Origin of the sequence: Pseudomonas sp. SZ57, from assembly GCF_009495975.1 — a bacterium.
Taxonomy (GTDB): domain Bacteria; phylum Pseudomonadota; class Gammaproteobacteria; order Pseudomonadales; family Pseudomonadaceae; genus Aquipseudomonas; species Aquipseudomonas syringae.
In genome coordinates, this window is the sequence record NZ_WIBD01000008.1 from 121,563 (window position 1) to 143,871 (window position 22,309).

General features: G+C 58.3%; 20 protein-coding genes. 8 read left to right on the forward strand and 12 right to left on the reverse strand.

Annotated features, from left to right (window positions below):
* The first annotated feature begins 49 nt into the window (after positions 1–49).
* Positions 50–859, forward strand: a complete 810-nt coding sequence (locus tag GE543_RS11610; RefSeq protein ID WP_032699838.1) for a hypothetical protein — start codon at positions 50–52, stop codon at positions 857–859.
* Positions 860–920: 61 nt separating this feature from the next.
* Here the strand turns inward: GE543_RS11610 and GE543_RS11615 are convergent, their stop codons facing one another.
* On the reverse strand, positions 921–2,084 hold the full coding sequence (locus GE543_RS11615; protein WP_003368674.1) for a type III PLP-dependent enzyme: 1,164 nt from the start codon (positions 2,082–2,084) through the stop codon (positions 921–923).
* 468 nt (positions 2,085–2,552) lie between these two features.
* Here GE543_RS11615 and GE543_RS11620 point away from each other — a divergent pair, with 468 nt between their 5' ends.
* A complete protein-coding gene (locus tag GE543_RS11620) occupies positions 2,553–5,033 on the forward strand; it encodes a M60 family metallopeptidase (protein ID WP_153221490.1) in 2,481 nt (826 codons plus the stop codon).
* Between the two features lie 259 nt (positions 5,034–5,292).
* Here the strand turns inward: GE543_RS11620 and GE543_RS11625 are convergent, their stop codons facing one another.
* The 5 genes from GE543_RS11625 to GE543_RS11645 all read right to left on the reverse strand — a co-directional run bounded on the left by GE543_RS11625 (position 5,293) and on the right by GE543_RS11645 (position 9,171).
* Positions 5,293–5,517, reverse strand: coding sequence for an EF-hand domain-containing protein (locus tag GE543_RS11625; protein WP_153221491.1), 225 nt, complete (start codon positions 5,515–5,517; stop codon positions 5,293–5,295).
* A 199-nt stretch (positions 5,518–5,716) separates the two neighbouring features.
* Positions 5,717–6,886: a betaine/proline/choline family ABC transporter ATP-binding protein gene (locus tag GE543_RS11630; RefSeq protein WP_153221492.1), complete on the reverse strand. Its 1,170-nt coding sequence runs from the start codon at positions 6,884–6,886 to the stop codon at positions 5,717–5,719.
* A complete protein-coding gene (locus GE543_RS11635; RefSeq protein WP_003396269.1) occupies positions 6,883–7,536 on the reverse strand; it encodes an ABC transporter permease in 654 nt (217 codons plus the stop codon). Before GE543_RS11635 ends, GE543_RS11630 begins: the two co-directional genes overlap by 4 nt.
* 13 nt (positions 7,537–7,549) lie before the next feature.
* A complete protein-coding gene (locus GE543_RS11640; RefSeq protein WP_004411828.1) occupies positions 7,550–8,443 on the reverse strand; it encodes a glycine betaine ABC transporter substrate-binding protein in 894 nt (297 codons plus the stop codon).
* A 14-nt stretch (positions 8,444–8,457) separates the two neighbouring features.
* A complete protein-coding gene (locus tag GE543_RS11645) occupies positions 8,458–9,171 on the reverse strand; it encodes an ABC transporter permease (RefSeq protein WP_004411830.1) in 714 nt (237 codons plus the stop codon).
* Positions 9,172–9,515: 344 nt separating this feature from the next.
* Here GE543_RS11645 and GE543_RS11650 point away from each other — a divergent pair, with 344 nt between their 5' ends.
* Positions 9,516–11,099 (forward strand): peptide chain release factor 3, encoded by a 1,584-nt coding sequence (locus GE543_RS11650; protein ID WP_003396266.1) that lies wholly within the window; start codon positions 9,516–9,518, stop codon positions 11,097–11,099.
* Positions 11,100–11,606: 507 nt separating this feature from the next.
* Complete coding sequence (locus GE543_RS11665; protein ID WP_002555214.1) at positions 11,607–11,849, forward strand: hypothetical protein; 243 nt, start codon at positions 11,607–11,609, stop codon at positions 11,847–11,849.
* Positions 11,850–11,928: 79 nt separating this feature from the next.
* On the opposite strand, the gene GE543_RS11670 is transcribed toward GE543_RS11665, so the two are convergent.
* The 5 genes from GE543_RS11670 to GE543_RS11690 all read right to left on the reverse strand — a co-directional run bounded on the left by GE543_RS11670 (position 11,929) and on the right by GE543_RS11690 (position 16,659).
* On the reverse strand, positions 11,929–12,546 hold the full coding sequence (locus GE543_RS11670; RefSeq protein ID WP_003419060.1) for an FKBP-type peptidyl-prolyl cis-trans isomerase: 618 nt from the start codon (positions 12,544–12,546) through the stop codon (positions 11,929–11,931).
* A gap of 152 nt (positions 12,547–12,698) precedes the next feature.
* Complete coding sequence (locus tag GE543_RS11675; protein WP_004411837.1) at positions 12,699–13,007, reverse strand: DUF6482 family protein; 309 nt, start codon at positions 13,005–13,007, stop codon at positions 12,699–12,701.
* A 108-nt stretch (positions 13,008–13,115) separates the two neighbouring features.
* Entirely contained in the window at positions 13,116–13,604 is a 489-nt protein-coding gene (locus tag GE543_RS11680; RefSeq protein ID WP_003313787.1) for a TIGR00645 family protein, read from the reverse strand.
* 122 nt (positions 13,605–13,726) lie between these two features.
* The gene (locus tag GE543_RS11685) at positions 13,727–14,056 is read right to left on the reverse strand and encodes a hypothetical protein (protein WP_032703252.1); all 330 of its coding nucleotides are present in this window, start codon (positions 14,054–14,056) and stop codon (positions 13,727–13,729) included.
* A 167-nt stretch (positions 14,057–14,223) separates the two neighbouring features.
* Positions 14,224–16,659, reverse strand: coding sequence for a Lon protease family protein (locus GE543_RS11690; protein WP_004411841.1), 2,436 nt, complete (start codon positions 16,657–16,659; stop codon positions 14,224–14,226).
* Between the two features lie 276 nt (positions 16,660–16,935).
* Between GE543_RS11690 and GE543_RS11695 the strand changes: the two genes are divergently transcribed.
* The 4 genes from GE543_RS11695 (at position 16,936) to GE543_RS11710 (ending at position 20,403) form a co-directional block, all read left to right on the forward strand.
* On the forward strand, positions 16,936–17,424 hold the full coding sequence (locus GE543_RS11695) for a DUF3015 domain-containing protein (protein ID WP_046236447.1): 489 nt from the start codon (positions 16,936–16,938) through the stop codon (positions 17,422–17,424).
* A 62-nt stretch (positions 17,425–17,486) separates the two neighbouring features.
* Entirely contained in the window at positions 17,487–19,343 is a 1,857-nt protein-coding gene (locus tag GE543_RS11700) for a DUF4105 domain-containing protein (RefSeq protein WP_103688776.1), read from the forward strand.
* 134 nt (positions 19,344–19,477) lie between these two features.
* Positions 19,478–19,831, forward strand: coding sequence for a lipoprotein (locus tag GE543_RS11705; protein WP_003368687.1), 354 nt, complete (start codon positions 19,478–19,480; stop codon positions 19,829–19,831).
* A 74-nt stretch (positions 19,832–19,905) separates the two neighbouring features.
* Positions 19,906–20,403, forward strand: a complete 498-nt coding sequence (locus GE543_RS11710; protein WP_153221493.1) for a GreA/GreB family elongation factor — start codon at positions 19,906–19,908, stop codon at positions 20,401–20,403.
* 60 nt (positions 20,404–20,463) lie between these two features.
* On the opposite strand, the gene ettA is transcribed toward GE543_RS11710, so the two are convergent.
* A complete protein-coding gene (ettA, locus tag GE543_RS11715; protein WP_003368689.1) occupies positions 20,464–22,128 on the reverse strand; it encodes an energy-dependent translational throttle protein EttA in 1,665 nt (554 codons plus the stop codon).
* Positions 22,129–22,309: the final 181 nt, after the last annotated feature.

The window sequence follows — 22,309 nt, forward strand, 5'->3', positions numbered from 1 at the left end:
CCTGCCGTTCGGCAGCAGCGAAAAAGTCATCAATTCTCGAGGGTCCAGCATGACAGGACAACTCTTGTACCAAAGCGATTTCAAAGACCTCACCACTTACCTGCAGGTCTTGCAGAGGCTTCCGGCATTGACCCGCTCTTTCAAGGTCCATCTTGATCAGGTGCCGTTGGCCAGACGCAGCGCCTACCCCGTTCCCGAACTACGCCATGTGCTTGAAAGGGCCGACAAGGACTTGTCTGTCTGGTCGACGCTTTTGCCCAGGCTGATGGCGATGCACCGACGACTCGACGCCCTGACGGCAGAACTCACGCAGTTTTCCGCAAGTGCAACGCAGCACCAGGAGCTGGCCGTGCACCTGAGGGGCTCCGCAGGCGGTCGGCTGATGGCGTTCGAGAAAGAGTTCGATAACGAGGAACAGACAGTACAGAAACTGACCCAGGGTATCTGCACCATCCTGCCGCGACTTATCGACTTCCTGAACGACGCCATCTCTCGCTATAGCCGCACGTTCGGCCTGACGCCGGGCAACCCTCTCCGGGAAAATCTGGCAAACGCCCCGCCGCTGTCATTCGGTACGCCGGAAGCGATCGATGCGCAAGAACGACTGTTTCGTGCACAAGGTTATGTGTACCGCGCGTCCGGGTGGTACACCCGCGCCTACACGGCCGCCAGTAATCTGGGTGCCTACCTGTCGCGAATGTGGGAACTGCTCTGGGCCTGTGTAAGCCGTATTATCGGCGTGCGTAAAGCTGACAAACCTTCGCGTTACCGCCTGGAATCAGGACTGCTACTGGTCAACGTGCGGGAAATCCAGCGTCTTTCCAAAGGGTTCGACACTGGGCAGGACCTGACTGCCTGACCCCGGATGAAGCGCAAAAAAAACCCGCGATCACTCGCGGGTTTTCATATCGGGACAGTGCTTACAGGTAGAACGACTTCAGCGGCGGGAAGCCATTGAATTCCACTGCGCTGTAGCTGGTGGTGTAGGCGCCGGTGGACAACCAGTACATACGATCACCGATGGCCAGGTTGAGTGGCAGGCCGTACTTGTAGTTTTCGTACATGATGTCGGCGCTGTCGCAGGTAGGACCGGCGATGACCACTTCTTCCATTTCGCCTTTCTTCTCGGTCCAGATCGGAAACTTGATGGCTTCGTCCATGGTTTCGATCAGACCGGAGAACTTGCCCACGTCGGTGTATACCCAACGCTCGACCGCGGTACGCGACTTGCGGGCAACCAGTACCACTTCGCTGACCAGGATGCCGGCGTTGGAGATCAACGAACGGCCTGGCTCGAGAATGATTTCCGGCAGGTCATCACCGAAGTCTTCCTTGAGGAAGCGGATGATCTCTTCAGCGTAGGTTTCCAGGCTGTTGGTGCGGGTGATGTAGTTGGCCGGGAAGCCGCCACCCATGTTGATCAGCTTGAGAACGATGCCGTCTTCTTCTTTCAGACGCTCGAAGATCACTTTGACCTTGGCGATGGCAGCATCCCAGACGCTGATGTCGCGCTGCTGCGAGCCGACGTGGAACGAGATGCCGTAAGGCACCAGACCCAGGTCGCGGGCAAGAATCAGCAGGTCCATGGCCATGTCGGTCTGGCAGCCGAATTTGCGCGACAGAGGCCAGTCGGCAGTGGTCGAACCTTCGGTCAGGATGCGCACATAGACTTTCGCGCCCGGTGCAGCCTTGGCAATGTTGCGCAGGTCGGCTTCGGAGTCGGTGGCGAACAGACGCACGCCCTTCTCGTAGAAGTAGCGAATGTCCTTGGATTTCTTGATGGTGTTGCCGTAGCTCATGCGCTCCGGGCCGACACCACAGCTCAGGACCTTGTCCAGCTCGTAGATCGACGCGATGTCGAAGCTCGAACCCTTTTCCTTGAGCAGATTGATGACTTCAACGGCAGGGTTGGCCTTGACCGCATAATAAACCTTGGCGAATTCGAAGCCCGCACGCAGGTCGTCATATGCCTTGCTGATGATGTCAGTATCAATGACCACGAACGGAGTTTCTTGCTTGTCAGCGAACGCCTTCATTTTCTTGAAGGTTTCGGCTGAGTAGTAGTCTTCGACATTGATCGGCATGCTGCTGGAACTCCTATTGGCAAACGGTATTGGTCAATGGGTACAAATGAACGTCCTCCGTATCCCCACTTTGGTTCGCCTACTTCCCAAGGCATGTCGCCGAAAGCAAAAAGGCCCTGAAGGGCTGCCTTCCTGGCCTTGCTGTCTCGTCGTCAGTACTTGAGCCGGATGGATCGTTTCCAGCATGAACGTTCGGCGCGAACTTTAGGACCTGAGGGGCCGGATATCAACAAAAAATGTCGCGTTTTTGCACAGGGCTCTTGAGTTGCCTTCCCAAGGACCTGTTTAACCGACCTGCATGACAGGCAGATGTTCCCCACCGCCGTCGCCAATGCCTTTTCGCAGCACGCTGGGCATCACCTTATTCACCGGCACGCAAAGCCAATCAGCCTGTCAGTTCTGTCAGTAGACGGATGCAGAGGTCGCGCGCTCAATACACAGCTCAGACCGCCCTTTCAGGTAACGATCATGGATGACCGACACCCTCACGCCGCAAGCTCCGTTGCGCCCAGTGCAGTTCAAGCCCAAACCCGGTGGCAAGCCTTGGGCTTCGGCTCTGCCGAAAGTCATCGCCAACGGCAGGCCCGGGCCAGAGGGCACACCGACTTTCAGCCGACTAACATTTATGTAACGAAAGGCGATCGGCTGGAAATAACAGCAACCAGTCTGTACATGAATCTGGTGTCTGCAGTGATCGGGGTGCCGGAACTGGATACCCCCACCTCGTACCCGCTGCAACGTGGCCTGAACGTTCTTGTCGCTACCAACACAGGCCTGCTGGGCTTTACCAATCTGGACCCGCTTGGTCACGTGGTTCTGGACATAACCGGACAGTATAACCATGTGCCGTTTTTCATGATGGATATGACCAATCTGGAATGGGAACAGCAAATGGCGCACTACAGCCAAGCGCCTGTCGTGCTGCTTACCAGCCCGAGGGCTATTGTCGTGGTGCGCTATCAGAGCGCACAGCTCTACCTGACCAATCCCGTGAAGCTGATGGGCAATTTCGATGATGCCATTAGAGCGCAGGATGGGATTTCAGGCCTGATCGATTACGGCACGACGGAATGGGCGCTCGATCCCAGTAAACATTTCTACGTGGAAGCGGACCGGCTTTATATGTTTGCTACAGACGGTCATATGGGGTTTAACGGATCGGCTGCTCTGGCGCGATTACTGTCAACCGCCCCTGAAGATGGTTGGGGCCCTTGGCACGAAAGCGGCCATCAACGACAACTCAGCCCCATGACATGGGGCACCGGCACCGGAATGACAGAGGTCACGGTCAATCTCTATTCGATGGCCGCCCAAGAGTTTTTCCTTGACCGTGCTACAGGCGCCGACTCCAGTTACGCCCCTATGAAAGAGTACCTGGCCAGTAGCCTGCGAGAGTACGACAACATCAAGGACGCCGGGCACAAGCTTGTCATGCTCTGGCAATTGCGCCTTAGCTTCGGTACGTCGTTCTACCCGCAATTGCACCAGCGCTATCGGCTCATGCACAACCCGCCCACCGTCAGCGACGATAAAGCGCAGCGCTTCATCGTCGAAACCTCGCTGCTGAGCCACCTCAACCTGGCGGAATTCTTCGACCGCTGGGGATTGTACTCAACTCCTGAAACCCTCAACCAGATCGCAGACCTGCCCGCATTGACACAGGCCATTTGGAAGAATGACGCTGAGACGACGATTCCAATCGCTCTGCCGCTGACCACTTATATCCCGGAGCTCGCCCATATCCTGTCCAGCGTGCACGCCACCTTTCAAGACCGGATAAAGTTTACGGTTGCCGAGCAATGGTACACGCCATACCGCTACGAAATAATGCTCAACGGAGCGTTAGTGGCATGGACAGACAATGGCGAATGCGTGGGTTGTGAAGCCCGTATCGAAGAAGGCGTCGCCTACGTTGAAGCCGACACACCCATCTCCGAAGGGGATGAGGCGTCGGTCAAGGTGTTTGCTGGAGGCAAGCTATATACCGCGGCCAGTACCGCATCACGTCCCATCCTGCTGTTCAATATCAAGGCATTGTTTACCGATGACCGTTGCGCTGAACTCAGGCCCGGCATTACCCAGCCAAGGCTGGACGTTCTTTTCTTCAATCTGGAGGAAGCAAAGACCGATGAACTGCACGGCCGACTATTGAACCGTGCACAACGGTTGCTCCTGCAAAAAACCATAAGAAGCGTGATCGTCAGCGCAGGACTTGTTCAGGTCACGTTCGAGGATGAGGCTTTCAAGAGTCATGATTACACGATCATCTTTGGAGCCCCTCCTTATGCAACGCTTGAGAAGGGCTACCCCAACGGCTCAGAACTTGTTGAAAACACCTGGATACGCCCCGGCGGCGTAGGCCATCAAGAGGTGACCATCACGGCAGCTGGAGGAATCGGGAAAACCTATACCCTGTTCTCCGGCAACGTCGAACAGGCAAAAATCGCCCTGCCTATCCGCCAGCTCTTCACCGACTCCACGATGACCCAACTGGTAGCAGGTGTCGATCAGGCAAGCGTTGATGCCCTGTACATGACCGTCAACGGCAACCCGCTCATCAGCGTGACAAACCGGGCGTCCTACCGTTCTTATCTGGCCATTGCCCAGAGCATGTTGTTGCGACTGACAGTTGCGAAGGTCGTCAGAACAGATGACCTGCTGGAGGTGTATTTCGAGGGCGACACGTTTAAAAAGCATAACTACAAGCTTTTCGTCAACGACCTCTATGCCTCCGAGATCACCCAAGGCACAGCCTACTATTCAAGTGTGTCCAACCGGGTCTGGACCAGCAGCGAGAAGTTCGAGGGTAATGACCACTGTAAAGTGGACGTCGAGTATCAGGGGGTCGTGACAACGCTGTATGAGAGCGACGCTGCAGACGCCATGACTGCGTCTGCATTGCAGGAAAACGACGCCACTCAATGTGGCCTGGAGAAATTCCAGGTGTGAACATTGCCGCCAGCCATGGTGCTGGCGGCAACGCAGCCGGTCAGGAAGCCACTTGCTCGGCTGACGAGACAATACGGGTCTTCATGCCACGCGAACGGCCCGACTTCGAAAAGACCGCACGTCCCCTCTGACCTCATCACCCACAAAAAAGATCGACGAAAAAAAGCCCTGACTCAACTTGGGCAGGGCTTTAGGTATAACTTCCAGACGTAAAACAGCCTATCGAACGTCGTCATTCTGCATCGATGACGTTGCCGCACTAATCCAGGTCGCTCTCATAATCCTTCAGGAACTCTGCCCAGCTTATTTCGTCATTGCCATCCGGATTTATCTTGGCAAGCAAGACTTCAAAATCTTCCGGAGTCAGATACTTTTCCATCGTTAAACGAAACTCTGCGACGGTTACTTTTTTATCGCCATTCGTATCGTAGCGGTAGAAGTCTTCGCGCACTCGCGCCAATTGCTTATCCGTAAGCGTAGCCATCACTCACTCCCTCACTTGAATAAAACAGCACGTAAAGCCACGAAAGTAACAGTGCTGCGTGACGCCACGGTAGACTCGCGCCCCTCGCAACGCTACTGACAGATCTGAGAGTTGACTTACATTGTGAGGCGTGAAAGGGCAAACGCTACCTGATCAGCTTAGCCCAGGCCTTTTCAGCGCCGGGCTATGCATTTTCACATCAAACCTGCGCGTCTGCCGCCGCCGTTTCCGCTGGCGAGACGATACTGGTCTTCATGCCACGCGAACGGCCCGAGCTCAGATAAGCCGCAATGGACTCTTGCGTCACTTCACCCAGGAATACGTTCTCGGCATCCAGCACCGGCAGCCAGGCGCGGTTGAACTCGTACATGCGCGACAGCAGGATGCGCAAGTGCTCGTCGTAAGCGGCAGTGGCGTTGAATTCACGCAGGAACTGCGCGCAGGTGCCCTGCTGGCGGTGCAGGTCACGACGACGCACATAACCCATCGCCTTGTTCTCGCTGTCGGTGACAACGATGTAGCGACGGTCGTTTTCGTCCATCACTTCCAGTGCGTCGGCGACCGGGGTTTCCGGGCTGACCGACGGCGCGTTGTCGGCGGCGTCTTCGGCCTTGACCAACAGCAGACGCTTGAGGGTGCTGTCCTGGCCGACGAAGCTGCTGACGAAGTCGTCAGCCGGATGCGCGAGCAAGGTGTCCGGGTGATCGATCTGCAGCAGTTTGCCGCCACGGAAAATCGCGATCTTGTCGCCCAGCTTGATGGCTTCGTCGATGTCGTGGCTGACCATGATCACGGTCTTGTTCAGCGCGCGTTGCATCTCGAAGAACTCGTTCTGGATCATCTCGCGGTTGATCGGGTCGACCGCACCGAACGGTTCGTCCATCAACAGCAAGGGTGCGTCGGCTGCCAGGGCACGGATCACGCCGATACGCTGTTGCTGACCACCGGACAGTTCACGCGGGTAGCGATGCAGGTACTGCTTGGGCTCCAGCTTGATCATGCTCATCAGTTCGCGAGCACGATCATGGCAACGCTGCTTGTCCCAGCCGAGCAGCTTGGGCACGACCACGATGTTCTCTTCGATGGTCATGTTCGGGAACAGACCGATCTGCTGAATCACGTAGCCGATGTTGCGACGCAGGGTCACTTCGTCCAGACCGGTGGTGTCTTCGCCATTGATCAGCACTTTGCCGGAGGTCGGCATGATCAGGCGGTTGATCATTTTCAGCGTGGTGCTCTTGCCGCAGCCCGACGGGCCGAGAAAGACGCAGATTTCGCCTTCGTTGACCGTGAGGCTGACCGAATCGACAGCCTTCACTTCTTTGCCGTTGCTCTGGAAAGTCTTGGAGAGGTTCTGGAGTTCGATCATTTCAGTAATCCTTTTGGAGTCAGCGTGCGTTGCAGCCATTGCAGGAGAAGGTCGGCGATGATGGCCAGAATGCTGACCAGTACCGCGCCGACGATCAGCATCGACATATCGCTGCGGCTGATAGAAGCAAGAATGAGTACACCCAGACCACCGGCACCGATGGTCGCAGCGATGGTCATGACACCGATATTCATCACCACGGCGGTGCGCACACCGGCGAGGATCACAGGCACTGCGATGGGCAGCTCGACCATGCGCAGACGCTGGCCGAAGGTCATGCCGATGCCTTTGGCCGCTTCGCGGATACCCGGTTCTACGCCTGTGAGGGCCAGATAGGTGTTACGCATGATCGGCAGCAGCGAGTAAAGGAACACCGCGGTAATCGCCGGCATCGGGCCAAGGCCCTGGCCGAACTTGGAGTAGAACGGCAGCAGCAGACCGAACAGGGCGATCGACGGCACGGTCAGCAACACCGTGGCGCTGGCCTGCAAAGGGCCCGCCAGCACTGGAAAACGCGTCATCAACACGCCCAACGGCACACCGACGACAATCGCCAGGGTCACGGCGATGCCCACCAGCGTAATGTGCTGCCAGGTCAGGTGCAGGACCTGTGCCCAGTCCAGATGGGAGAAGGCGCTCAAAAAACTCATATCGTCTCCTTCCTTAATTCAATGGGTGCTGGCGCAGAAAATCTGCAGCAACCGTGGTTGGGCTTTCATGGCCGACGTCCACGCGAGCGTTGAGGTCGATCATGGTCTGGTTGTCCAGCAGGTCAGCCAGCGGCTTGAGCAGCGTGGCGATGTCCGGATGCTTATCCAGATATTCCTGACGGATCACCGGCGCCGCGGTGTAGTCCGGGAAGTAGTGCTTGTCGTCTTCCAGCACTTTCAGTTTGAACGCATTCAGACGACCGTCGGTGGTGTACACCAGACCGGCGAAAACCTGACCGTTGCGCAAGGCGGTGTAGACCAGCCCGGCGTCCATCTGCCGCGTGTTCTCACGACCGAGATTCATGTCGTAGTGCTTGACCATGCCGATCAGGCCGTCGGAACGGTTGGCAAACTCGGTGTCCAGCGCTACGACATGACCCTCTTTGGCTTCGTCCTTGAGCACTTTGGTCAGGTCGGTCATGGTGTTGACCTGCGGGTACTTGTCCGCCACTTTTTGCGGCAGGGCCAGCGCGTAGGTGTTGTTGAACTTCGACGGCGAAAGCCAGACCAGACCTTTCTTCGCATCGACTTCCTTGACCCGCGCATAGGTCTGGGCGCTGTCGAGTTTTTCGTCGATGTGGTTATAGGCCACCAGCGACACACCGGTGTATTCCCACAACAGATCCAGCTGACCGCTTTCCTGAGCGCTGCGCGCCAGGTTGCTGCCGAGACCGCCGGTAATCTGCACGTCGTAGTTCTTGGTCCGCAGGTATTGCGCAGTCAGTTCGGCAAGCATGGTCTGTTCGGTGAACACCCGTGCGCCGACACGTAACAGCGGCTTTTCCGCAGCCTGGGCCAATGCCGGAAACAGCAAGGCAAAGCCTAAAAACAAGCATATTCTTTTCATGAGATTTCCTTCGCTCAGCGAGCCAGTCCGCGTTCCAGCCAAAGACGACTGACCAGTATCACCAGACCATCGAGCAGCAGCGCCAGCAGAGCGGTACACGCCGCACCCAGCACCAGTTGCGGCTGGTTGTTCAAGGCAATGCCTGGGAAAATCAGACTGCCAAGGCTGTTGGCACCGATGAGAAACGCCAGCGGCGCAGTCCCGACATTGATCGCCAGCGCGACCCGCACGCCACCGATAATGATCGGTACAGCGTTGGGCAGCTCGACACGCCACAGCACCTGGCGCGGAGTCATGCCAATACCGACGGCAGCTTCCTTGAGTGAACCCTGAACGTTTTTCAAGCCCTCGTAGGTGTTGCGCACGATCGGCAACAGCGAGGCGAGGAACAGCGCGAAGATCGCCGGCCCACTGCCGATCCCGAGAATCCCGAGGGCAATGGCCAGAACGGCAAGAGGAGGAACGGTGTTACCAATGTTGAATATCTGCATGAAGCGTTCGGCGCGTCCAACCATACTCGGTCGGCTGAGAGCAATGCCCGCAGGGATGCCGACCACCAGGGCCGCCAACATTGAAACCACAACCAGAATCAGGTGAGCCTGAAGATAGAACAGCAGGTCATCCTGGTATTGCTTAATAGTACTGATGCCGATCCAGTGGATCAGCAGGGCCAGGAGTGCGATCGCAACCGCACCTCCCAATAGCCCCTTGCCATAGCGATTTGCCACAGGCGGACTCCTTATTTCAGTCGGCGAACGCGTTGACCTGGACGTCCGGGGAGGACGCCGGCAATAACGTTCGCGAAGAGCAGCGGGTGGGTCGCCGGTAAGGGTTTAACCTCGGCGAAAACACAAGCCATAAGCGCAGCTTCGTCAAACCAACATGCTGATGAATCAGCCCCTTGCGTTGGCTTCGTTGCGAGCCTTGACGGGGGAGTGGACGTCTCCACGACCTGAAAGGTTCCCACACGAGACATTATCTGGCCATCGTTTATTGTCTGAACGGTTCGGTTATTGCCGCGAGTTGAGCTATAATCTGCGCCCTTTTTCAATCCCATCCCAGGCGATTTCCCATGACCCAACAGGCCGCCGAAGTCGCGAAACGCCGCACTTTCGCCATTATTTCCCACCCGGATGCGGGTAAAACCACCATCACGGAAAAACTCCTGCTGATGGGCAAGGCCATTTCCGTCGCCGGTACGGTCAAGTCGCGTAAATCCGACCGTCACGCCACCTCCGACTGGATGGAAATGGAGAAACAGCGTGGTATTTCCATTACCACGTCCGTGATGCAGTTTCCGTATCGCGACCACATGATCAACCTGCTCGACACCCCGGGCCACGAAGACTTCTCCGAAGACACCTACCGCACCCTGACGGCGGTCGACTCGGCCTTGATGGTCCTCGACGGCGGTAAAGGCGTCGAGCCGCGCACCATCGCGCTGATGGATGTCTGCCGTCTGCGTGACACGCCTATCGTCAGTTTCATCAACAAGCTCGACCGCGATATCCGCGACCCGATCGAGCTGCTCGATGAAATCGAAGCGGTCCTCAAGATCAAGGCGGCACCGATCACCTGGCCGATCGGTTGCTACCGGGACTTCAAGGGTGTCTATCACCTGGCCGATGACTACATCATTGTCTACACCGCGGGTCACGGCCACGAGCGCACCGAAACCAAAATCATCGAGAAGCTCGATTCGGACGAAGCCCGCGCCCACCTGGGCGATGAATACGAGCGCTTCGTCGAGCAGCTGGAGCTGGTGCAGGGTGCCTGCCACGAATTCAACCAGCAGGAATTCATCGACGGTCAGCTGACGCCGGTTTTCTTCGGCACCGCGCTGGGCAACTTCGGCGTCGATCATGTACTCGATGCCGTGGTGAACTGGGCACCCAAGCCGCTGGCACGTGTGGCCAACGAGCGCACCGTCGAGCCGGCGGAAGAGAAATTCAGCGGCTTCGTGTTCAAGATCCAGGCGAACATGGATCCCAAGCACCGCGACCGCATCGCCTTCATGCGTATCTGCTCGGGCCGTTACGACAAGGGCATGAAAATGCGCCATGTGCGCCTGGGCAAGGACGTACGGATCGGCGACGCGCTGACGTTCTTCTCGTCGGAACGCGAGCAGCTGGAAGAAGCCTACGCCGGCGACATCATCGGCTTGCACAACCACGGCACCATCCAGATCGGCGATACCTTCACCGAAGGCGAAGCGCTGGGCTTCACTGGTATCCCGCACTTCGCACCAGAGCTGTTCCGTCGCGTTCGCCTGAAGGACCCGCTCAAGTCCAAGCAACTGCGTCAGGGTCTGCAACAGCTGGCCGAAGAAGGCGCCACGCAGGTGTTCTTCCCGCAGCGCAGCAACGACATCATCCTCGGCGCCGTCGGTGTGCTGCAGTTCGATGTGGTCGCCAGCCGTCTCAAGGAAGAATACAAGGTCGAATGCGCCTACGAGCCGATCACTGTGTGGTCAGCCCGCTGGATCGACTGCGACGACAAGAAGAAGCTCGAAGAGTTTGAGAACAAGGCGGTGGAAAACCTGGCAGTAGACGGCGGCGGTCATCTGACCTACCTCGCCCCTACCCGCGTGAACCTGGCGCTGATGGAAGAACGCTGGCCCGACGTGAAATTCCGCGCTACCCGCGAGCACCACTGACCGGCCGATGGCGTCGTTGTGTGACGCAGAGCGTCACGAACGGCATTCCCACGCTGGAGTGAGGAACGATAGTTCTGTAACTATCGTGCCGATGCTCTGCGTCGAGCGTGAGGAATGATAAGCGTCCGAGAGAACACCTATCGTGCCGATGCTCCGCGTCGGCATGCAGTTCTGGACGCTCCGCGTCCTGCCCCGAACCTGCGGCGCTGATCTGTGACGCAGAGCGTCACGAACGGCATTCCCACGCTGGAGCGTGAGGAACGATAGCTCTCCAACTATCGTGCCGATGCCCTGCGTCGGGCGTGAGGAATGATAAGCGTCCGAGAGAACACCTATCGTGCCGATGCTCCGCGTCGGCATGCAGTTCTGGACGCTCCGCGTCCTCTCTCGACCGGCATTCGCTGATCTGGATCAACCATTCAGCGCAAAATGAGAATTAATCTCAATAGAGCCTTGCTATTATCCCAATAAGAATTATTCTCATCTGACTTGCACAGGAGATGAGACATGACCTATTTGATCGATGCATGGCTGGACAGACCCCACCCTTACCTGAGAATTCTCCATCGCGAGACGGGGGAAGTGTGCGCCGTACTGGAAGAGGAAGCACTGGAGGAGTTACGCGATCAGGGCGATCTGGATGTGTGCAGCTTGAGCTCCAGCGAGCCATTGGTGCTCAAGGAACTGGTGAGAAACCTGTTTCTGTTCTGCTACGCGCGGGCGTTGCGCCCCATGGGTGAGTTGCACTGAGCATGAAGCATCAGCACAACTGCGTCGCTGAACGAATCGGCACGATCCGTTCAGCGACTATCTGCATCGACCGGGTCGCTTACAGAACGTCCAGCAGTTCCACGTCAAACACCAGCACGCTGTGCGGTGCGATGCTGCCTACGCCCTGAGCGCCGTAAGCCAGCTCGCTCGGCACGTGCAGACGCCATTTGCTGCCGGCGTTCATCAGTTGCAGCGCCTCGGTCCAGCCGGCAATTACGCCGCTGACCGGAAATTCGGCCGGCTCGCCACGATCGTAGGAGCTGTCGAAGACATTACCGTCGATCAACGTGCCGTGGTAGTGAACGCGTACCTGATCTTCACGGGTTGGCTTGGCGCCGGTGCCAGCGGTCACGACTTCGAATTGCAGACCCGAGGCCAGCGTGGTCACGCCTTCGCGCTTGGCGTTTTCAGCCAGGTAGGCCTTGCCGGCGCCCGCAGCCTGTTCAGCCTTGGCGGCTGCTTCAGCCTGCATGATTTCGCGGATGACCTTGAAGCTGGCGGACATTTCTTCCTGACCGACACGGCTTGGCTGACCGCCAAACGCATCGCGCAGGCCTGCGACGATGGCTTCCAGATCGACGCCCGGTGGCGGGTTGTCGCGCAACTGATCGCCCAACTGACGGCCAATGCCGTAGCTGACGCGGGTTTCGTCGGTGGACAGATTGACTTCGGACATGACACTGCTCCGTAGAGGGGCACGCAGTCGGTATCACGCAAAACCTGAACGGCAATCACGCTATACGCTGATGCGCCCCGAACCAAAAGGCCGAGCAGCCTAGCACAATTGCCGCTGCAGCCCCTACCGCAGCCGCAATCCGCAGTTGGCGATCAGGACCATGAAGAATGAAACGAGATCGGCAGGCGCATTTCAGAGCGGTCATTGACCGGCATGCCACACAGCTCGTCATGGACCACGCAATGGACCAGGTAAAAAGGCACCACCGGTATGTCCTTGAGCAAATCCCGGGCATGCTCTACCGAGCGAAGATGCAGGGTCTTGCCCGCCGGGTCCTTGAGCATCACCGAAGTGCCATTCATGCGCACATCCAGCAGGTAGATGCCGCCTTCGATGGAGATCAGGTTCAGCTCATCGACCCGCCCGGCCTGGGCGTGGCCGATAAATTCCTGATAATTCATGATCGAACCTCCTGCGCAAACGCCTGATGCATCGGAACGGACGTTTTACAACACACAGCGCCGACATGCCAGAAACGATAACGCCCGCCCCTGTCATTCAGCGTTGTCTCAGTGCTTGGTGACCTTGTCCAGATAGCCCATCGCAAACGCCGATATCACGAACGTCATGTGGATAATCACGTACCACATCAGGTATTCGGGCTTGATATTGGTGGCGTCCATGAACACCCGCAACAGGTGGATGGAAGAAATCGCGACAATCGATGCTGCAACTTTCATCTTCAGCGAAGACGAATCCATCGTGCCCAGCCAGTTGAGCTTTTCCTTGTCCTCGTCGATATCCAGCTGTGACACGAAGTTCTCGTAGCCGGAGATCATCACCATCACCAGCAAGCCACCGACAAGCGCCATGTCGATCAGCGACAGCAGCACCAGAATCAGGTCAGCTTCGGCCAGCGAGAAGATGTTGGGGATGACGTGAAAGATTTCCTGGAAAAACTTCAGACACAACGCCAGCAGGCCAAGGGAGAGGCCGAAATAGATCGGCGCCAGCAGCCAGCGCGATGCGTACATGGCATTTTCAAAAAAACGTTCCATTGATACTCGCAAGGTGTTTTAAAGGAGCGGGCGAGTATATCAGCGGTAATGCGCCGCTCTGAGCGTGCGACAAAATATCGCACAGCGGCCGTTGGCGCGCTGCTGAGGAAGCTGATTCAAGGCTAGAACAGCGACGAGCTTTGACAGACCATCCTGTCGCTATCGATACGGCGCAGTTCAGCCTGAATGTGCAGCGTCCAGATAGGAACGTCATCGGCACATTGATAACCATGCAACGACAGGCTTTCGATAACGCTGGTGAGCACCGTTTGCGCTGCGGGCAGGCCTTTGAAAGGCCCTTGGGACTTGATTGCGGACGGCTGTTCTTCGGCCATGCCGGCGGCGAAAAGCACCATCCACTGTCCGCTGTCACTGCGCAGAGGCCGGACAACACACTCGATACGGGTCATCAGCCCCATGCATTCTCGGGTAAGGCAAAGGCTACGCTGCATGATGCGCTCCTGATCAGCAACAGTATTCATCCTTCTCGTTTAGCAGGATGCACGCCAATCTCTTTGGCCACTGCGATCACCTCAAGACTAGAAGAAAACCTCCCTGCGAGAAACTATCCCTGATGAACGGAGCACCGGGCGGCCCTCACCGCCCGGCTCCTGCGCTGTCAGACCTTGAGTTCAGGCTGCAACTGCGCAGGCTCCTTTTCCAGCTCTTCCTTGAGGTCTTCGTCGCTGAGCATCTCTGCGATATCGCGCAAACGCTCCACCACGCGCGCATTGACGCTGCCCTCAGGGAACTCGCCGTGCTCGTCAGGCGCACCGGCAGGTTCGCCCACCAGCAGGCTCAGCGCCTCATCGGCCTGACGCACCGCATAGATGTGGAATTGCCCGGCACGAACAGCCTGCACCACACGCTCATCCAGCATCAGCGTGGTGACGTTGGCATGCGGAATGATCGCGCCCTGCTCGCCGGTCAGCCCACGGGCTTCGCAGAGGCGGAAGAAGCCCTCGATCTTTTCATTGACCCCGCCCACCGCCTGAACTTCGCCAAACTGGTTGATGGAGCCGGTAATCGCGAAGCACTGCTTGAGTGGCGTGCGTGACAGCGCCGAGATCAGCGTGCAGACCTCGCCCAGCGACGCACTGTCGCCGTCCACGTAACCATAGGACTGCTCGAGCGCGATGCTCGCGGAAATCGCCAGCGGGAATTCCTGGGCATAACGGCTACCGAGGTAGCCGGTGAGGATCATCACGCCCTTGGAGTGAATCGGCTGGCCAAGGTTGACCTCACGCTCGATGTCGACGATCCCGCTGCCACCCGGGTAAACCGTGGCGGAAATGCGCGCGGGGACGCCGAAGGCCGAGTCACCGACCTCCAGTACCGTCAGGCCGTTGCATTTGCCGACCGCCGCACCGTCAGTGTCGATCAGGATCACGCCAGCCATCATGTCATCGAGAATCCGTGCCGAAACCCGCCCGGTACGGGTGGCCTTGGCCTTGAGCGCACGCTCGATATGCCCGGCGTCGGTCTTGTCGTCGTTGGCCAGTTGGCGGATGAAATCGGCCTCGCTGACCAATTGAAACAGGTCGCCGATACGCGCCGACAAACGCCCCTGATGCTCGGCCAAACGGGCGCTGTAAGTCGCCAGTCGTGCCACCGCGTCGGCGGTCAGCGGCGCCATGCCCTCTTCCGAGGTCCGGGTCTTGAGTAGCTGAGCGAATTGCTCGAGCGTCTCGTCGACCATCGGAATCTCTTCATCGAAGTCGACCAGCACCCGGAACATCTCCTGAAAGTCAGGATCGAGGTCTTGCAGGGTGTAGTACAGCGAACGCGAACCGATGATGATGATTTTGACGTTCCACGGGATCACCTGCGGCGTCAGGCTCACGGTGGCAACGCGGCCGAGCTCGCCCAGCGGCGACTCCATCTTCAGCTTGCGCGATTGCAGGGTACGCTTGAGCGCATCCCAGACGAACGGCTCGCCCAGCATCTTCTCGGCTTCCAGAATCAGGAAACCGCCGTTGGCGCGATGCAGAGCGCCAGGGCGCAGTTGCCGATACGTGGTGTACAGCGCGCCCTGATCGGTGCTGTATTCGATGCGCCCGAACAGGTTGTCGTAGGTGGGGTGTTGTTCGAAAACCACCGGCGCACCACCATCACGAGTATTCCCGACCACCAGACTCGGGCTGTACTGCTCTTCCAGCAGCTTGCGCGCCTGGGCGTCGGTCTTGGCGTCATCGACCAGCTGCTCGACCAGCGTCTTGAGCAGGTACACCTGCATGGCCTGCAGGTAGGCGCAGACCGCAGCGTTCTCGGCGTATTTTTCCGAGAGCGGTGCCAGCAAGGGTTGCAGGGTCAGGGTGATGGTTTCTTCATTCAACTGACGCAGCTGATTGTTGGACTCGCGCTTCCACTGCGGCAGGCTGGCCAGCTCCTCGTTGAGACGCTCCTCGAGCGCGGAGATATCTTCGTGAAAGCGCTCGCGATCCGCTTCGGGCAACTGCGAAAACTCGGCCTCGTCCAGCGCCTTGCCATCGGCCATCGGCGTGAACGCGATGTTGGAGCTGTCGCGATACAGCGCGATGTCCTTTTCCAGCGACAGACGCTCGATAACGTCCAGAGCACGGTCGTAGCGCTGATTGAACGCGCGGTCGATCGAGCTTTTCTTCTGCTGATACGACGGGTGCTCGAAAACCGCCGGGAAGGTCACCAGCAGGTTGTCGATCAGGCCGCCGATGTCGGCGGTGAATTCATGAGCAGAGCCCGGTGGCAGCTCCAGCGCCTTGGGCTCGCGGGGCTCGTCGAAGTTATTGACGTAGACCCAGTCCGACGGCGTCTGCATCCGTTTGCCTTCGGCCTTGAGGTAGCGTTTGACGAACGAAAAGCGCCCGGTGCCGGGCTCGCCCATGACAAACACGTTGTAACCGGGGCGCGGCATGGCAACGCCGAACTGCAGGGCCTCTACGGCTCTCTCCTGGCCAAGGACACCGCGAAAGGGTTCGAGCTCGTGGGTGGTCGCAAAGCTGAACTGCTCAGCGGAAAACGGACGGGTCAGCGCGTTGGGCGCCAGGCGTAGGTTGGCTGCGACAGAATCGGGCATCAGTAATCCTTACATCAGGCGGGGCAGATGTCGGCATTCTGGCGCTCGCTGTACACGACTTGCAAGGCAGGAAAGAGCCGAAAAGCATTTGCGTGTGCAGCGCCACGAGCCGCGTCCTGAAAAAAGCCGTATTCAGGTAATAATCTGTAATCACTCACGGAACCCTTGGAACGTGCCTAAACTCCAAACTGAACAGGTGGTTGCTGGCTGGCCGTCTGTCTTGATGTAACGACTCAAGAAACTCGACCCTTGGCTGAACTAAAAAGAGAAAAAGCTATGAAACGGATTCTTCTTGGAACGCTCTTCGCCGCTGTATCGATCAACGCTATGGCTCAAGCACCAGGCGGCCCTGACTGCGGTTGGGGCAACCTGCTGTTTGAAGGTCAACGCGGTACTCCAGCTCACTTCCTGGCTTCGACCACCAACGGTACTTCGGGTAACGCCACCTTCGGCATGACCTCCGGCACCAACGGCTGCTCCACCAACGGCGCACTGACCTATGGCGGTAAATCCTGGCTTGCCATGAATGGCATGATGGATGAACTCTCCAAGGACATGGCCATGGGTCAGGGCGAAGCACTGACGACCTACGCTGTGGTACTGGGCGTTGCACCAGAAGACCGCGAGCACTTCGCCGCCGTCACCCACGAGCACTTCTCGCAAATCTTCAGCAAGGCCGACGCCACTGCCGAAGACGTCCACACCAACACCGTCAATGTTCTGAAAAACGATCCGACTCTGGCCAAGTACGCTACCCAGGCTTAAAGTCGTTCGCCCGCCCTTTGTTCGTAAAGGGCGGGATCCCCTTTTCTGACTAGTTGCCCTCTATGCTCAAACGTCTTGTATCGCTGGCGCTGTTCGTCTGTGCCCCTTTTTTGTCCGCGGCACCTCATGCCAGCGCTGACCGTTTGCAGCAATTGGCCAATGAGCCGTTCTGGATTTCCCTGGGTCACTACGAAGCCGGCAAGCTCGGTGGCTGGCGCAGCTATGTCACAGACCCCAAATTCTTTCTCGCCGCCAACGGTGCACACGACCCGCAGGCGGAGCTGAGCGCAACACTCGACGCTATTTACGCACCCGTCAGTAACGAACAGACCCACGCCCAGTGCGTGTACCCGGCACGCACCCGCTGGCTGCGTGACCAGTTGCACCTGACTGACCTGCCGACGCCGGACTGCAAGGAATTCAAGGCCTGGTACAAGGATGTGGCGCCGGACAGCACCGTGCTGATTTTCCCGGCCGCGTACCTCAACAGTCCCTCGTCGATGTTTGGCCATACGCTGCTGCGCATCGATCCGGCCAGCGCGAAAACCAACAACACCACCTTACTAAGCTACGCGATCAACTTCGGTGCCTACATCGAAGGCATGGACAACAGCATTCTGTACGCGTGGAAAGGTCTGGCAGGCGGCTATCCCGGGTTGTTCGCGCTGGTGCCCTATCAGGAAAAACTGTCGGAATACCGCAGCCTGGAAAACCGTGACCTGTGGGAATACCGCCTGAACCTGACTGCGGAAGAAACCGGGCGCATGGTCGAGCATGTCTGGGAGCTGAAACAGATCCGTTTCAGTTATTTCTTCTTCGACGAAAACTGCTCGTACCGGCTGCTGGAGTTACTGCAGGTCGCCCGCCCGGGACTGAAACTTACCGATCAGTTCGGCCTGACCGCGATCCCGACCGATACGGTCAAGGCAATCAAGGCCGCCGGGCTGGTGGAGAAGATCGACTATCGCCCGTCACGCGAACGCGAACTGCTGAGCCGCGCCGAGCCGCTCGATGCAGACGAGCAACAGTGGGTATTGAAGGTCAGCGCCGATCAGAAACAACTGCAGAACAGCGAGTACCTTGCGCAGCCCAAAGAACGCCGCGCATTGATTCAGGACGCCGCCTATCGTCTGGAACGCTACCGCGCCAACGGTCTTGAGCGCGATACACAACGCTCGCAACGCAGCTTCGAACTGTTGCAGGCGATCAACCAGAACCCGCCGCCACAACTGGACATCCCGCGCCCCGGCCTGCCGGAAGAAGGCCATGAATCACGCACCTGGCAGTTGGGAGCGGGCACACGCGGTGACAAGGCGTTTGCCGAATATGGCCTGCGCATGGCCTATCACGACCTGAACGACAACGCCTATGGCTTCCCGCTGGGTGCGCAGATCGAGATTCTTCAGCTCAAGGTGCGTCAATACGAAGGCAATGACTGGCAGGTGCAACAACTGGACCTGGCGACCATTCGCTCGCTGACCCCGCGCACCGAGCTGCTGAAACCCTGGTCATGGCAAGTCACCGGGGGTCTGGAGCGGGTTCTCGGCAAGCACGGCGACGAAAACCTCGTCAGCCACGTCAACGGTGGTGGCGGCGGCACCTGGCAGCTGGCCGACGACATGCTCGGCTTTGCACTGGGCACCGTGCGAGTCGAGCACAATAACGATTTCGCCGAATTCATCTCTCCCGCCGCAGGCTTCAACACCGGCGTGCTGTGGCGCAACCCGCTGGGCAACCTGAGCCTGGAAGCCAAGGGCGACTACTTCACCAATGGCGAAGTGCGCCGCAGCGTCAGCCTCAACCAGCAATGGGAGCTGTCCCGCAACCTCGGCCTGCGCCTGAGTGCCCAGCGCGAATTCAGCCAGATGAGCTCGCCGCAGAACGAAGTGATGCTTGAGGTGAAGTGGTATCACTACTGACCGGGTCAGTAGTAAATCGCCGGCAGTGTGCGTCGAAAATAAAAGCACACTGCCATTACACGTTCCCTACATCGCTTTTACGAATAACTCACAAATTACCTTCTAGACTCCTCTCATAAGCAGAGGGAATCACCATGAAGCGGTATTGGCTGTTGTTGTCGCTGGCCATCGTGCTGGCGGGTTGTCAGTCCACCCGTGACCAGATGCTGGCCGAGGGTTATCCGCCGGGTTTTGCAGACGGCTATCAGGACGGTTGCAGCAGCGGCAGGGACGCAGCAGGCGCCACGACCGGCCAATTCCGCAAAAACGTGCCCCGTTACCTGAAAGACAAGCTCTACGCCCAGGGCTGGACCGATGGCTTTCGTCAGTGCGAGACCTCGCAGGACAATCGCGACCGGCTCGATCCCGGCCAGGTCTTCAATGAGCGTGACCGCGCCTGGGAGCAGGAAAAGACCCGCAGTGCCGCCAAGGCCTATCGTCCCAACTGACCCGCAAAGCGTGGAAAATCGACGAAACCAATGATGTCCTGCTGTGGCCCAAAGCCTATTAGGGAGGACATTTCATGAGCCGCGCATTCGTAAACGAAGACAACGCTGCCGCCGAGGCCGAGCAACCGGTCGAGCGGCTGGTCAGTACACAGATCAACTACGTCACGGCCGAAGGCCTGACCATGTTGAAGAAACACGTCAGCAGCCTGCAGGCGCAGCACAGCACGCAAACCGCGTTGGGCGAAGCGGCGGACAAGCAGCGACTGGCCGACCTGGAACGCGACCTGCGTTACTTCAACCAGCGCCTGCAAAGCGCGCAGGTCGTCGCCCCGGCCGTGTCGACCGAAAAAGTGCAGATCGGCAGTTGGGTGACGTTCGCGGATGAACAGGACAACCAGCAGCGCGTGCATCTGGTCGGAGAGGATCAGGCCGATGCAGCCAATGGACAGATCAATTGGGGGTCGCCACTGGGCCGCGCCCTGATCGGCGCGCAGAAAGGCGATGAAGTGTTGTGGCAGCGCCCGGCGGGCGATCAGTCGATTGAAGTGCTGTTGATCGAACCTGACGCGTGAGCCAGGCCAGCCAACGGCAGCGCCGCTCCTTGCAGGGAGCGGCGCGTGCCTGAACGCGGATCAGGCCAGCTTTTTGTGACGCACACGATGCGGCTGTGCAGCCGCTTCGCCCAGACGCTTCTTGCGATCGGCTTCATACTCGGTGTAGTTGCCTTCGAAGAAGATCGCTTGCGAATCGTCTTCATACGCCAGGATGTGCGTGGCTACACGGTCAAGGAACCACCGATCGTGAGAGATCACAATGGCAGCGCCCGGGAAGTCCAGCAGCGCTTCCTCCAGTGAACGCAGGGTTTCCACGTCGAGGTCGTTGGACGGTTCGTCGAGCAGCAGCACGTTGCCGCCCTCTTTCAGGGTCAGCGCCAGGTGCAGACGACCACGCTCACCACCGGACAGGTCCTTGACGAACTTCTGCTGATCGCCGCCCTTGAAGTTGAAGCGACCGACGTAGGTACGCGACGGGATCTCATAGTTACCGATACGGATCACGTCGGAACCGTCGGACACGGCCTGGAACACCGACTTGCTGCCGTCCAGGTCATCACGGCTCTGGTCCACGCAGGCCAGCTGCACGGTTTCACCGACTTCGATGCTGCCCGAATCCGGCTGTTCCTTGCCCATCAGCATGCGGAACAATGTCGACTTACCGGCACCGTTACCGCCGATCACGCCAACGATGGCGCCTTTAGGCATGGAGAACGACAGGTTGTCGATCAGCACGCGGTCGCCATAGCCCTTGGTGACGTTCTTGAACTCGATAACCTTGTCGCCCAGACGCGGACCGGCCGGGATGTAGATCTCGTTGGTCTCGCTGCGCTTCTGGAATTCCTGCGACTGCATCTCTTCGAAGCGTTGCAGGCGCGCCTTGGATTTGGACTGACGCGCCTTGGCACCCTTGCGGACCCATTCCAGCTCGTCTTTCATGGCTTTTTCGTGAGCGGTCTGCTGCTTGGATTCCTGCGCCAGACGGTCGGACTTGGCTTCAAGCCAGCCGGAATAGTTGCCCTCGTAAGGAATGCCCGCGCCGCGGTCGAGTTCCAGAATCCAGCCAGCCACGTTGTCCAGGAAGTAACGGTCGTGCGTGATCGCGACCACAGTTCCCGGGAAGTCGTGGAGGAAATGCTCCAGCCAGGCGACCGAGTCGGCATCCAGGTGGTTGGTCGGCTCGTCGAGGAGCAGCATGTCCGGTGCGGAGAGCAGCAGTCGGCACAGCGCGACACGGCGCTTCTCACCACCGGAAAGGACCGAAACCTTCGCATCCCAGGCGGGCAGGCGCAGCGCATCGGCGGCGACTTCCAGCTGACGCTCCAGATTATGGCCATCGCTGGCCTGCAGGATGGCTTCGAGCTTGGCCTGCTCGGCCGCCAGCTTGTCGAAATCAGCGTCCGGCTCGGCGTACTCGGCGTAGACCTGATCGAGACGCGCCTGGGCGTCCTTGATCACGCTGACCGCCTCTTCCACGACCTCACGGACCGTCTTGTTCGGGTCAAGTTGTGGCTCCTGCGGCAGATAACCCACATTGAGCTCCGGCATCGGACGCGCTTCACCATCAAACTCGGTGTCGACACCCGCCATGATTTTCAACAGCGTGGATTTACCCGAACCGTTGAGGCCCAGCACGCCGATCTTGGCACCGGGAAAGAAAGACAGAGAGATGTTTTTCAGGATTTCACGCTTCGGCGGCACAACTTTGCTCAGCCGATGCATGGTGTAGACGTATTGAGCCATGAAATGAAAACCTAGCGTCTGTAATGAGGACCGATTTGGGTAACGAGCTTAAAGCTCCGGCCGGAAAAAAGCTTTTATTTGTCCTTAAGACTTGCCGCGAGACCATTCCGAGCCTTGAATAAACTCAGTTGGAAACCTGTCGGGCAGTGTTGGCAAATATAAAGCCTGATCGATATTGCAA

Bases quoted from the DNA above. Each gene is read 5' to 3' on its own strand.
- GE543_RS11610 (WP_032699838.1), top strand. From the start codon at position 50: ATGACAGGACAACTCTTGTACCAAAGCGATTTCAAAGACCTCACCACT.
- GE543_RS11615 (WP_003368674.1), bottom strand. From the start codon at position 2,084: ATGCCGATCAATGTCGAAGACTACTACTCAGCCGAAACCTTCAAGAAA.
- GE543_RS11620 (WP_153221490.1), top strand. From the start codon at position 2,553: ATGGATGACCGACACCCTCACGCCGCAAGCTCCGTTGCGCCCAGTGCA.
- GE543_RS11625 (WP_153221491.1), bottom strand. From the start codon at position 5,517: ATGGCTACGCTTACGGATAAGCAATTGGCGCGAGTGCGCGAAGACTTC.
- GE543_RS11630 (WP_153221492.1), bottom strand. From the start codon at position 6,886: ATGATCGAACTCCAGAACCTCTCCAAGACTTTCCAGAGCAACGGCAAA.
- GE543_RS11635 (WP_003396269.1), bottom strand. From the start codon at position 7,536: ATGAGTTTTTTGAGCGCCTTCTCCCATCTGGACTGGGCACAGGTCCTG.
- GE543_RS11640 (WP_004411828.1), bottom strand. From the start codon at position 8,443: ATGAAAAGAATATGCTTGTTTTTAGGCTTTGCCTTGCTGTTTCCGGCA.
- GE543_RS11650 (WP_003396266.1), top strand. From the start codon at position 9,516: ATGACCCAACAGGCCGCCGAAGTCGCGAAACGCCGCACTTTCGCCATT.
- GE543_RS11665 (WP_002555214.1), top strand. From the start codon at position 11,607: ATGACCTATTTGATCGATGCATGGCTGGACAGACCCCACCCTTACCTG.
- GE543_RS11670 (WP_003419060.1), bottom strand. From the start codon at position 12,546: ATGTCCGAAGTCAATCTGTCCACCGACGAAACCCGCGTCAGCTACGGC.
- GE543_RS11675 (WP_004411837.1), bottom strand. From the start codon at position 13,007: ATGAATTATCAGGAATTTATCGGCCACGCCCAGGCCGGGCGGGTCGAT.
- GE543_RS11680 (WP_003313787.1), bottom strand. From the start codon at position 13,604: ATGGAACGTTTTTTTGAAAATGCCATGTACGCATCGCGCTGGCTGCTG.
- GE543_RS11685 (WP_032703252.1), bottom strand. From the start codon at position 14,056: ATGCAGCGTAGCCTTTGCCTTACCCGAGAATGCATGGGGCTGATGACC.
- GE543_RS11690 (WP_004411841.1), bottom strand. From the start codon at position 16,659: ATGCCCGATTCTGTCGCAGCCAACCTACGCCTGGCGCCCAACGCGCTG.
- GE543_RS11695 (WP_046236447.1), top strand. From the start codon at position 16,936: ATGAAACGGATTCTTCTTGGAACGCTCTTCGCCGCTGTATCGATCAAC.
- GE543_RS11700 (WP_103688776.1), top strand. From the start codon at position 17,487: ATGCTCAAACGTCTTGTATCGCTGGCGCTGTTCGTCTGTGCCCCTTTT.
- GE543_RS11705 (WP_003368687.1), top strand. From the start codon at position 19,478: ATGAAGCGGTATTGGCTGTTGTTGTCGCTGGCCATCGTGCTGGCGGGT.
- GE543_RS11710 (WP_153221493.1), top strand. From the start codon at position 19,906: ATGAGCCGCGCATTCGTAAACGAAGACAACGCTGCCGCCGAGGCCGAG.
- ettA (WP_003368689.1), bottom strand. From the start codon at position 22,128: ATGGCTCAATACGTCTACACCATGCATCGGCTGAGCAAAGTTGTGCCG.